The sequence below is a fragment of the Candidatus Thermoplasmatota archaeon genome, from assembly GCA_018814355.1.
Lineage (GTDB): Archaea > Thermoplasmatota > Thermoplasmata > UBA10834 > UBA10834 > COMBO-56-21.
Map to the genome: position 1 here is coordinate 1 of JAHIZT010000023.1, position 11,892 is coordinate 11,892.

An 11,892-nucleotide genomic window follows, 5' to 3' on the forward strand; every position below is an offset into this window, starting at 1 on the left:
AGGCAGATTGGGCAGGAAGAGGTGTTCTACGTGTTCGCGAGAGTCGATTCCTACGCGAGATTGGACCCGCGTGCTCAACTTCTACATGGGGATTGGACTTCATCAATGACCTCGTATTGCCGGAGCTAGTATCCTAGGAAATGATGCAAGAAGCGCAGCTTGCGTTGATGGTTAGAGGAGCGTGTATTCATCGCCCGCGTCCCTATGTTCGCTACATGGAGAGACAGCAATCCGATTACTCATGTTCTCCATGTGTCCTCTCTAGTTGCATTGAGCTCACCTGGTTTCGAAAGCACGGCTCCCCATAACCATCTTGTTTCCAGTATGCAGCAAGGAAATCCAAACTGCTGATCTTCAGCGGTGCCTCGACGACCCCTCGGGCGTTCCTCGATGCGTCTTCGATGACTCTTCGATGCGTCCTCGGCGACTTCTCGGGCATTCCTCAATGCATCATCGGCGGTTATTCAGCGATTTCTCGAGCGAATCTTCGGCAAATCTATCGAGCGAAAAACTGTCTGGCTCATCGGTATGCACGAATCGTCATGAGCAAGTAGCATCCGATCCTTCTGTCGAGCTTTTTTCGTGCGTTCTTCGAGAGCTCTTTCGTGCAACTTTCGTGCGCAGTTCCATGCGCATTTCGTACACGGTTTCGGGCTCACTTCGTACGCAGCTTCAGGCGCATTTCATGCACGGCATCGTGCACATTTCAGGCACACTTCAGGCGCCCTGTCAGGCGCACATCGTACGCACTATCGTGAGCACATCGTGTATTTTTCGTGCGCACTTCCCGTGTATCTTGTCGAGTGAAAAACTGCCTGGCTCTTCGGTATGCAGAGGTTCTGTCGCACACTACCTGTTTTGTCCGGTGTTGAAGCCTATTCGAATCTCACCGATTCACCTGTGCGAACACAATGCTTCTTGACCACGCCCTGCTTGACAAGGTCCTCGAACATGAGCGCTAGCCCTATCTTCGCTCCGACCAACGGCATCAACACGATTCGCTCGTAGTCTCGTCAGACGTTCTCAACCGCCTTGTCCCTCATTTGATTGACTCCGCTTCGTGGTTTTGCTGGCAACCAAAGGGGTTCGAATCCCTTCAGACCCACACAGCAGATGATAAGAGACAGAAGAAGACTTAGGTCCCATTTACCCGCAATCAAAGAGAGCCGAGTAACCCCTTCATTCGGTCAAAGACATCTTGAGACTGTATCAGGCTCGCGCAATAGGAGCACTTGAAATAACTGCCTTGTGTCGGCAGCTGCACACTGGCCCCGCAACTGGGACATTTGATTGATTGCAGCGAGATGCCTCCGCGTTCCATCTGAGCTTTGAGGAATGAGAAATCCACGACATACTGGATTTTGCTTTTCCTCTTTTCCTCCTCGATCTCCGCTCGCCTTGATGCAATCTGAGAGGAAAGCGCCGAACCCCACTTGTCCGCCGAAGCGATTTCAATCTCGATTCTCGGCAATCCAGTGTATCCTTCACCTTGGGCAATCAGGACCAGCTTGGTCTTTGCAAAACCCCTTTCGATCTTTACATCTTTCAATGCCAAAAGTGGAAGGTCGAGCACAGTGAAGGACTTTCTTGATACAAGACCCGAGCCATGCTCAAACAGAACCCGTCTATTCGTTAGAATGAAAGTGCCGTTGGTGCCCCGGAGCCTTGCTGAATCCCGCGCCACTTCTCTTTCGTTGATTTCCATCGGTCAAATCGCCTTTGGTCACGGCTTCATCGCGACACCGCATTCAGGACATGCGGGCCTCTTTGCAAAAGTCCCGATCTTGGGAGAACATGGCCCACAGTAGACATAGTTACACCGAGGGCATTTGAATCCTGCTGGTTTCATGAAGCTACCGACCTCTTTTCCACATTTCTTGCATAGACCCTTTGCCATTTTTCCACTTGCCGTGCAATCTACTTCAAGATATTAAGCCTTCCTTGTTTTTCCCTCATGCTTGCTTAAAGAAGCGGTTCGAGCCTCGCCTCGTGCTCTGTAGAAATCCTCTGAAAAGCGACATCCTGGAAAGGTAGAAACGTCGGCACGATATGACCCCACCCAGGAGTTGGGATAGCCCCGTGCCGCGGGACTGGCTCCAAGGATGGGATAGCCTCGTGCCGTGGGATGGGAAGAAAGCGAACCAGCATAAACTGGTTCGCATCGTACGATGCCAGAAGAACCACATGCTGGTGGTCCGTGTACAGGTGATTGGCGTATCTGGAGGCCCGGAGCGGGTACCTCATGGCTGGACAATAATACAGCTTCGCGATAAATTTGCAGCTCTACACTAAACGCGAGAATGATGGCTCACTGTCGTTTATCCTGCATCCCGAGAAACTGTCAGAGATTTGGCTCGTGCAGACTTACGAGCGCATAATCTCGCTGAGATCTGCCTTTACAACTCGCGATATGACGATCCGTGCTCTCGGAGGGACCATGGGCGTTTCCAAGTCCACGGTCGGTAGTCACGATGCAGCATTGCGGCATTGGCAAGTCCTCGATGAAAGCAGCAGCCCTGTCAACCCCGGCTCTTTCATCAAGGCAAACAAGATTGTACTCGAATGCGGTGAATCCGTCATTATCAAACGAAGCAGCAAATTCGAAAATCTTGCCTCTTCATCGAAGGTCTTTCAAAATTATGGACCTCCCGGCATAATGAGCCAGCAGTAAGCGACAAAACGCGGTTCGACATGTCCAATCCGTAATGCAGTGCATCTTTGCTTATACATCCTTGTACTCGATGATCTGGTGGAGCTTCCTCCTCGGCCACAGGCTGAGGCGGCGATTCATGTCCTTGCCCCTCTTGAACTGGATTCCTGTCAGGTCCTCAAGCACAATAGCCGACTTCTTACCCTCGGCAAAGGAGAGTACGGAATCCGCCACTTGGTGGAGTCTGTACTCAATCCGATGGTGCTCTCTTGTGCCTTCCCGCCTACACAGGTTTCTCGATGTGCGCCTGTCATGCGCCTTCTTCTTCTGCAACCTTCTCCGTCGGTCGTGGTGCCGCTGCTGTATGATGGCTACATCACTGAATCCCGCCCTGACTGAGACTGCCCTTTCAGAGGCGCTGTCGATGAAAACGCCGTCCAGGCTTCTTTCGTTGGTGTCGAGAGAAAGGGCCGACTCGGATGTGTACGGTGCCGTGGCACCCTTCCTGAAGGCTACTATGACCCTATCAGGAAGAAGAGTGAGCGATCCGAGCGAGAGAGTCGAATCGTCCAGGAACTTCCGATGGTACTGGCTGACGACAAGTTTCAATCCAATATGACAGCCAGCCATTATCGGAAGGTCGATAGTTCCAGATTGCCGATCGAGCTTGTACGCCTGGTTCTCTGCCTTCATCATGAGGCGCTTGACATATGGGATATTGCACGCACCCCCTTTGCGAACGCGCCTGCGATAGTTCTTGAGAACGCCACCAGCCACCTCGAACGCTGATGCAAGATGCTGGGAGTACATCCTAGGATATCGTTTGCGAAGATCCTTGTATGCAATCCTAGTCAGAGCATTTCTCGAGGTCACTCTCGCCTGGAGGCCCTCCCTAATCGCGCTATTGACCGCCAGTCTGAAGTCCTCGAGCAGAATCTTGGCTTCCGACGGAATCTCCTTATCTAACCGGAAGACAACTCCTTTGACTAGCATCTCATTCTTGACGATGACCCGCATATAACACTTCTCCGACTACATGTAGCAAATGGGAGCAGGCGGCTGCACCCTCTGACGGCTTCACCGCCCGAGTTGTTCCTGAACCGATAGAACCTAAATAGCCCGTTCGTTATCCGAGCAACTGAAATGCCAAAGCTCGAGCTCATTCTCATCAGGCACGGTGAGACCGATTGGAACACGGGTAGCATATTCAGGGGACATGAGGATGTGCGACTCAACGCGACAGGCATCGCCCAAGCCGACGCCACAGCCGAGGCTTTGAGAGACAAGGTCTTCGAGGCGGTGTACTCGAGCCCGCTCAAGAGAGCCCTCGTCACTGCGAGGAGGGTCGCCATGCCCCACGAGATCGAGATCCGAGAGAACATGGGCCTGGTGGACATCAACTACGGCACTTGGCAGGGCCTCAAGGAAAGCACAGTGCAAGAGAGGCACCCGAAGGCCTATGACAGATGGATGAAGACCCCCGCGAAGATGAAGTTCCCCGGCGGCGAGAGCACCAAGAAGGCGTGGAAGCGGGTGAACACCGCGCTTCGGGAGCTCGTCTTCATGCACGGAACCGGAACCATCGTGCTGGTCACTCACAGGATTCCTTTGAAGTTCATGACAGCCTATATGCTCGGCAAACACCTCAGAGACATCAACGGGATCAGGCATGATCCGTGCGCAGTCTCGATCTTCGAGGTCGAGGACAGAAGGTTCACGCCGGTGAAATTGAACGATACATCGCATTTGGCCAGGCTGGACTTGCCATCTCAGAAGGATTTCTGACCGTATCAGGAGAAGCGCTCGAGGTACGTGAGGTCTCGGATTCTAAGGCACCTTGCGTCCGGGAACGCATTTGCCCTGTCTACCAGGATCGCATTCATGCCTGCCCTGGTGGCACCGTGAATATCGACATTGGGCTTGTCGCCGAGGTAGATTGAGCGGCTCGGACTTGCCCCTGCTTCCTCAGCAGCCATCATGAAGATCCTCGGTGACGGCTTCCTCACGCCGACCTCATCTGATATGATCACGAAGTCAAAGTATTTTGACAGGTCGAGGTTGAGAAAGACCTTGTTCAGGAGGTCCGTGGCGTTCGACACAACGCCTAGCTTGAAATCCCTTCTGCGCAGCCTTTCCAATGCGGGTCGGACGTCCGGGTAATCCGTCCAGCTCTCCGCCTTTTGCATGATTTCTTCGAACGACTTGGAGAGATCCTTCGAGACCTCATCGATGTGGGTCTTGATGCCCAGGTCAGCGAGTACGAGGTCGTCGTATTCCTGCCAGAATCGAGCCTCATCCTTACCGTCTATCTCTGCGAACTCTGCGTCCAACCGTCTGTCCGCCTTGGCCATCGAGGAGGCTATCTTCTCCGGCCTAGTGTTGAAACCGTGTTCCGAGAGAACGCGGGCGAAGATTTCCTCCTTCGGCGGCCGCACATCGATCAGAGTGCCGCCCGCGTCGAACATGATAGCGTCGATCTCTTCGGTCATCTTGACTATAAGTCGTCGACCGTGTATGTAAGACTAGCGGACCTAGCGGATGATGAGGTGTCTCAGCTCAGTTCAGGTGAGCAGCTCTGGGACATCCGTTGGGATCTTCGCTACCTTCACACCCGCAGCCTCGAGCGCCCTGATCTTGCTCTCGGCTGTTCCTCTGCCTCTGGCGATTATGGCGCCTGCATGCCCCATCCTCTTCCCGGGCGGAGCGGTGCGCCCAGCGATGTACGCGACAACGGGCTTGTCGATGTTCTCCTTGATATACTCGGCCGCCTCCTCCTCCGCAGTCCCACCGATCTCGCCGACGAGCACTATCTGCTTGGTCTGGTTGTCAGCCTCAAACCTTTCCAGTATGTCGATGAAGCTCGTACCGGAGACTCTATCTCCTCCGATTCCCACGCATGTGGACTGCCCAAGTCCGTGTTCGGTGATTGAGTTAACGATCTCGTAGGTGAGGGTGCCGGATTTCGAGACCACTCCGATGTTGCCCTTCTTGAATATATTGTTTGGAAGGATGCCCACCTTGGCCTTGCCCGGAGAAGCTATCCCTGGGCAGTTGGGACCTATCACGGTGATGCCCCTGCTCCTCGCGACAGACACGAAGTGGATCGCGTCGAGCACGGGCAAGTGCTCGGTCACCACGACGAGGGTCCTGATCCCTGCGTCTATGGCCTCCAGCGCCGCGTCCTTGCAGAACGGTGCCGGGACGAACATGCACGATGTGTTCGCCCCTGTGGTCTCGATCGCTTCGGACACAGAATCAAAGACGGGGATGTTGTTCACCTTCTCTCCTGCCTTGCCTGGTGAGGTGCCGGCCACTACCTTCGTCCCGAAGTCCATCATTGCCTTCGAGTGGTACGACCCTTGGTATCCTGTGATGCCCTGCACGACCAATTTGGTACTGTCATCTACAATGATCGCCATTTCACACACCCCTCAGCGATTCCTTGGATGCGAGCTCGGCCGCCTCGCTCAGGCCAGATGCTGGAATCATCCCCGCGTCCTTCAGCATCGTCCTCGCGATGTCCTCGTTGACTCCCTTGATCCTCGCGACGATCGGTATGGTCACCTTCTCAGAGTCGATCGCTTCCAGAACGCCCTTGGCGACGGTGTCGCACTTGGTTATGCCTCCGAATATGTTGAGCAGGATGACCTTCGGCCTGGCCTCGCGCATAAGGAGCATCGCGCTCTTGACCTTCTCAGGATCGTCAGTCCCTCCGAGGTCGAGGAACACCCCCGCCTTCCCGCCGAACATGTTGATGCTGTCAAGGGTAGCCATCGTGAGTCCAGCTCCGTTGGCTATGACGCCGATGTTGCCATCGAGCTGCACGAAAGCTATGTCCAGCCTCTTGGCCTTCTCCTCGAGCGGTGTTAGGTCCTCGGGCAACGATTCGTACTCCTTGTGCCTGAAAAGCGCGTCGGGATCGATCGTCACCTTCGCGTCTCCTGCGATGACCTTTCCGTCCTTTGTGACAACAAGCGGGTTGATCTCCGCAAGCTCAGCGTCCTCCTTCATGACGAGCTCGCTCATGCGCTGGCATATGTTCGCCAGCTGCGACGCCTGTTCCTTTGGAAGGCCCATGAATGATGCGACCTTCCTTCCCACGAATGGCTGATAGCCTATGAACTGGTCAAGCGATATCATGAGGATCCTGTTCTCGGGGACGCTCTCAATGTCCATTCCTCCGTCGGGCGAGGCCATGATCACCAGCGAGCGCCTGCTCCTGTCGATAGTGATGCCCAGATAGAGCTCCTTCGCGACATCGAGCCTCCGTTCCACGAGGACCTCCTTCGAGATGTAGCCGCGGATGTTCATGCCGATGATCGCGGACGCGACCCTTCTCGCCTCCTCGACCGTCTGAGCAGGTTTGATGCCGCCGGCCTTGCCTCTGCCGCCGATCAAGACCTGCGCCTTGACCATGACTGGCCCGGAAATGGCTCTGATCTGGTCCGGCGAGGACACGACGAATCCTTCCGGCACTGGTATGCCGTACTTCTTGAGCACTTCCTTTGCCTTGTATTCGAACAGCTTCATCTACAGATCGCCTTGGTCGAGTAACCCTGAATCGAGCTATTTATGTATTCCTCAAAGACGGACTTTCAATGTTCTCCGCTTGCGTGGTGCCAATGGTATCGAAAGCCTTATCACGAGACCGTCCAATCATGCGTTTCGATGGAGCAGGACATTAGGATTGAGACTCTCATCGTGATGTCGGTCGCCATCTTTCTCGTGATGGGCGTGGTCGCCTTCATAGTGCCCTTCGAGGACACCAACACGAAACTCTTCTTCATAGGCGTCGTCGCCGCACTCACGACGATAAACGTCGTCGGACTTTTCATGGTCTGGAGGTCTTCGCCGACCATCGTCGACGAGGTGTTCCTCATGACGCCCACCGGGATGCTGCTGAAGCACTACACGAGGCGCCTCCGGCCGGATCAGGATCAGGACATCATGGCGGGCATGCTCACCGCGGTCCAGAACTTCGTCAGAGAGAGCTTCGACGAGGCGGGGGGAAAGCTCAATGAGATCAAGTTCGAGAACTACGACATCCTCATCTCGCACTCGAAGAACGTAGTCATAGCTGCCATAATCTCAACAAAGAAGCCCGAACGCCTTAGACTCCAGCTCAAGATAGCGACGGACGACCTCGAGAAGGAGTTCGGGGAGAAGATCAGCCACTGGTCCGGGGACAAGAAAGAGCTGGGAGATGTCGACCTGATCATGAAGAAATTCCTGTCCGGGAAATACCGCCACTGAGCCATTCGATTCTTCACTGTGCTGAGTGAAAGATTTAATCCCTAGACGGTGTATTGTGCTTCTGGATGGAGCTCAGGGACATTCTCAAGAAGGTAGTCCTGCTCGGGGACGGGGGCGTCGGCAAGACCTCCCTCATTGCGCGGTATGTAGTCAACAAATTCGATGACAAGTACATCGCGACCATCGGCACGAAGGTCTCCAGGAAGGACATCCAGGTCGTGAAGCCGAATCTGATAATAAACCTCAGGATGATGATATGGGACATCCTGGGACAGAAGGAGTACTCCAAGATAAGGTCGGCCAGCCTGAGTGGCGCCCAGGGACTGATCTTGGTGGGCGACCTGTCGAGACCTGAGACGATAAAGAGCCTTCAGGACTTCTGGCTGAAGGAGGTTCACGCACAGGTCGGGATGATCCCGACGGTTGTTGTGGGAAACAAGGTCGACCTTGCAGAGAAGAACTCGATGACAGCAGCGGTCATGGAGGCCATGGGCCAGAGGCTAGGCTATCAGACCCTGCTCACCAGTGCGAAGACCGGAGCGAATGTGGAGGAGATATTCAACATGCTGGGCGACTTGCTGGTGGCCGATTTGGTGGGAGCGCAGGCGAAGATGAGGGAGAAACCGCCCCAGTCACTTGCTGAAGTGGTTGATTTCATCGTCCAGGACTTCTGCGCTCAGTATGGCGATCTTGAGAAGGCCATGCTCATAGTCCAGCACCAGTTCGAGGATGCTGGCGTGGATATCAGAAAGCCTCAGAAAGAATCGGTCCTTCAGGCTTTGGACGGGCTCGCGAAGGCGGAAGAACTCTCGCTCACGAAGAGCGTCGCTAGAGTGAACCTAGAGGAGCGGCAGAGGATGGTCATCCTCGCCAAGGGCTGAACCCCCGCGTCGTCATGCTGGCTACTACCGCTTCACAGTGTGTTGCCCGTTGTGCAAAAGCCAAAGCTTTATAACACGGGTGCTATCCCCATTTCGAGATGAAGGTTCACTACATCGCTGGAGTGGGATACGACAGTAACGTGTATCTCCTCGAAGATGAGGACCCGATAGTGGTGGACACGGGCACTGGGATGTACTCCGATGCGAGCCTCGATACGGTATCCAGGATCGTACCCCTCAGAAAGGTCGGCAGGATAGTACTAACACACTGTCACTACGACCATCTGGGAGGCGCGGCAGCATTCCAGAAGGCAACAGGAGGCAGGATATATCTGCATGAGGCCGAGGCGGTCCCGATCATGTCCGGAGATTCGTCACTGGCGATCTCCGATATGTTCGGGCAGAAGCCAAGCCAGCTGGACCTCGAGCCGCTCAAGACAGGACAGAAGCTGAAGTGTGGGTCTGCGGAGCTCGAGGTGCTGCACACGCCTGGGCATTCACCAGGCAGCATAGTCCTCCACGAGCAGAAGAGCAACTCGGCCATCGTCGGCGACACGGTCTTCTGCGACGGAGGCGTCGGCAGGTGGGACCTGCCCGGCGGAGACCTCGGCCAGCTCATATCATCTATCAAACGGTTGGAGAAGCTAGGACTGAAGAACATGTATCCGGGACACGGATCGTATGCTGAGGGAGACGCTCCGCAGCATCTGAGGCTCGCAGCGAAGTACATAGAAGAGGGCTACTGATGAAAGTGATCAAGTGCGCGGACAAGAAGAACGGGTGCAAGAAGTGCGACCTGCGCGAGAAGGACTGGGAAGCGATCATAGGCACGCTGAAGGCGGGCGAGCTCGTGGTCTTCCCGACGGACACGCTCTATGGCCTGGCCGCCGACCCTTTCAACGAGAACTCCGTCAAGAAGGTCTTCATCGTCAAGGACAGGCCGTTCGACATGCCTCTTTCCATCGCCGTCAGCAACGAGAAGATGATGGAGAGCGTGGCCGTGCTCAACGACAACGCGCGCAAACTGGTCCGGAAGTTCATGCCAGGACCCCTGACGATCTTGCTCACCAAGAAACCAAGCATACCGGACATACTCACCTCGGGATCGAACCAGATAGGCATACGCGTACCAGATCACCCATTCGCCCTAAGGCTCATAGACAGGTTCGGACCGATCACTGCCACCAGCGCCAACACTCACTCGCACCCGGATCCCGTCGATGTCGCCATGGTGCAGAATGACCTGAAGGGTGCAGTTCCCTTGTGCGTTGACTGTGGCAAGACCAGGTACTCGAAGCCCTCTACCATAGTCGACGTTTCGGACGGCATAGTGGAGGTCATCAGGAAGGGCGTGATTCCGCAGGAGGAGATCGAGAACGCCCTCCGTTAGCCCTGATGTCCTGGAGAAGTACATCCAAGCGGGGAAGATCGCGAGAGCCGCCCGCGAGTTCGGCATCTCTCACATCAGGGCAGGCGGGAGCTCCCTCGAGCTTGCCAATGCGATAGAGGCAATTATACTAGAAAGGGGCGGACAATGCGCATTCCCTGTCAATATTGGTGTAAACGAGGTCGCCGCTCACTACACTCCTTCTAGGGCCGATAGCATCGTTTTCAAGCAGGGCGACATTGTTAAGATCGATGTGGGCGCCCACGTCGACGGGTTCCCGGCGGACACGGCAGCTACGGTCGAGGTCGGTACGAGGAATAATTCAACTCTTATCGCGTGCGCCAAAGACGCCCTGACGATGTGCATCGAGATGGTCGCCCCTGGGACTTCACTGGCGTCCATGGGCGCCACGGTGTCCCGGACGATCAGGTCCGCCGGATTCAAACCGGTTGAGAACCTCACTGGTCACAGCATGGAGAGGTTCAACCTTCACGCTGGCCTTAGCATACCAAGCATCGAGACGAAGGACAGGGCCGTCGTCGAAGAGGGAATGGTCCTGGCAATCGAGCCCTTCTCGACGGTCGGTGCGGGCAGGGTCGGGGGAAGGGGACGCGGCAACATCTTCAGAATCGTTAGGGACAGGAAGTCCGCCCCTGAAGTCATGGAGCTGTTCTCGAAGATCAAGAGCAGATTCGGCCCATTCCCGTTCGCTGGCAGATGGTGTGACGAGCTGGCCCCTGACGCCCAGGGCCTCGTGCTCAAGATGTTCAGGCTCGGTATGATAATGAGCTATCCGGTGCTTACAGACATGGCCAACGGACTGGTGGCCCAGGCAGAGCACTCGGTCATAGTCACAGCTGACGGCTGCACGACCCTTACTTAGGCCGTTCTGAACTCTTTTTGGAGAACGAAGGTGCACTGGGGTTTAGAACACTGACTGCACGTCCTCCAGAACCTCGCTCCCCTCCACCCAACATCCAAAAATAGTTGGGTGGAGAGGCATTGCGAACACCTCTATTCTATAGAAGTTGTGGGTGGTTCGAAATTCTGGAGGAAATGGCGAGGTGTGTTGGTAATGCCTCTCCATGTTGGAGAGAGCAGAGCGTCCTCACGCACTGCTCGTATCGCTTAACTATGTACTCACTTTAATCTCTTTCGGTTTCACCATGTGACAGTGATAGCTAGTCGTAGAAGGTCTAATATAGCTTTTGATTTCGCGACTTGACGGTGCCGCTGGCTGAAACGCATTGCAGACGGGGTGCACCTGCGTTTCCGATGGATGGTTCAATTCTCAAGGCCGGCATCTGCGAATGTTTATTACCCCACCAAACCTACCAAATGACCGCGCGAGGGTAGCCAAGCTAGGTCAAAGGCGACAGACTCAAGATCTGTTCTCGCAGGGGTCCCCCGGTTCAAATCCGGGCCCTCGCACATTTTCTACCGGTAGATTATATATAGTCCAGACATATATCCGGTACCGATGAAAAAAAGCCCGGGAAGACCCAATTTGGGGCGTATGAAGACCCTCAAGGACCGCGAGGTAAACCTGTATCTTCCGACTGTCGAGATGGTGGATGAGTGGAAGACCGAGGCCGAAAAACACGGCCTCTCGCTCTCCAAGTTTGTTGTGGAAGTCGTGGACGACGCGCTGAGAAAGAGCCCTAAAGGATTGACTCCGAGAGAGCAGCTCGAAGACGAACTGAACAATGTGTGGGCGGAGA

General features: G+C 55.0%; 12 protein-coding genes and 1 tRNA gene. 8 read left to right on the forward strand and 5 right to left on the reverse strand.

Going from position 1 to position 11,892, the window contains the following annotated elements; translation table 11 throughout:
* Positions 1–1,156 precede the first annotated feature (1,156 nt).
* Positions 1,157–1,549, reverse strand: a complete 393-nt coding sequence (locus KJ653_00985) for a Zn-ribbon-containing protein (GenBank protein MBU0684413.1) — start codon at positions 1,547–1,549, stop codon at positions 1,157–1,159.
* A gap of 1,173 nt (positions 1,550–2,722) precedes the next feature.
* On the reverse strand, positions 2,723–3,643 hold the full coding sequence (locus KJ653_00990) for an IS200/IS605 family accessory protein TnpB-related protein (protein ID MBU0684414.1): 921 nt from the start codon (positions 3,641–3,643) through the stop codon (positions 2,723–2,725).
* A 150-nt stretch (positions 3,644–3,793) separates the two neighbouring features.
* Here KJ653_00990 and KJ653_00995 point away from each other — a divergent pair, with 150 nt between their 5' ends.
* Positions 3,794–4,435: a histidine phosphatase family protein gene (locus tag KJ653_00995; protein MBU0684415.1), complete on the forward strand. Its 642-nt coding sequence runs from the start codon at positions 3,794–3,796 to the stop codon at positions 4,433–4,435.
* Positions 4,436–4,440: 5 nt separating this feature from the next.
* On the opposite strand, the gene KJ653_01000 is transcribed toward KJ653_00995, so the two are convergent.
* The 3 genes from KJ653_01000 to sucC form a co-directional block, all read right to left on the reverse strand.
* Positions 4,441–5,139 (reverse strand): HAD-IA family hydrolase, encoded by a 699-nt coding sequence (locus KJ653_01000; protein ID MBU0684416.1) that lies wholly within the window; start codon positions 5,137–5,139, stop codon positions 4,441–4,443.
* Positions 5,140–5,211: 72 nt separating this feature from the next.
* Entirely contained in the window at positions 5,212–6,069 is an 858-nt protein-coding gene (gene sucD / locus KJ653_01005) for a succinate--CoA ligase subunit alpha (protein ID MBU0684417.1), read from the reverse strand.
* Position 6,070: 1 nt separating this feature from the next.
* Positions 6,071–7,180, reverse strand: coding sequence for an ADP-forming succinate--CoA ligase subunit beta (gene sucC, locus KJ653_01010; GenBank protein ID MBU0684418.1), 1,110 nt, complete (start codon positions 7,178–7,180; stop codon positions 6,071–6,073).
* 138 nt (positions 7,181–7,318) lie between these two features.
* Between sucC and KJ653_01015 the strand changes: the two genes are divergently transcribed.
* The 7 genes from KJ653_01015 to KJ653_01045 form a co-directional block, all read left to right on the forward strand.
* Positions 7,319–7,903, forward strand: coding sequence for a hypothetical protein (locus KJ653_01015; GenBank protein MBU0684419.1), 585 nt, complete (start codon positions 7,319–7,321; stop codon positions 7,901–7,903).
* Positions 7,904–7,968: 65 nt separating this feature from the next.
* A complete protein-coding gene (locus KJ653_01020) occupies positions 7,969–8,784 on the forward strand; it encodes a GTP-binding protein (protein ID MBU0684420.1) in 816 nt (271 codons plus the stop codon).
* Positions 8,785–8,882: 98 nt separating this feature from the next.
* On the forward strand, positions 8,883–9,530 hold the full coding sequence (locus KJ653_01025) for an MBL fold metallo-hydrolase (protein MBU0684421.1): 648 nt from the start codon (positions 8,883–8,885) through the stop codon (positions 9,528–9,530).
* Positions 9,530–10,174, forward strand: coding sequence for a threonylcarbamoyl-AMP synthase (locus KJ653_01030; protein MBU0684422.1), 645 nt, complete (start codon positions 9,530–9,532; stop codon positions 10,172–10,174). The genes KJ653_01025 and KJ653_01030 overlap by 1 nt, the downstream gene beginning before the upstream one ends.
* Before the next feature lie 10 nt (positions 10,175–10,184).
* The gene (gene map, locus KJ653_01035) at positions 10,185–11,054 is read left to right on the forward strand and encodes a type II methionyl aminopeptidase (protein MBU0684423.1); all 870 of its coding nucleotides are present in this window, start codon (positions 10,185–10,187) and stop codon (positions 11,052–11,054) included.
* 463 nt (positions 11,055–11,517) lie between these two features.
* Positions 11,518–11,602, forward strand: a tRNA-Leu gene (locus KJ653_01040).
* Positions 11,603–11,687: 85 nt separating this feature from the next.
* On the forward strand, positions 11,688–11,892 hold a 205-nt coding region (locus KJ653_01045; protein ID MBU0684424.1), incomplete at its 3' end, for a hypothetical protein.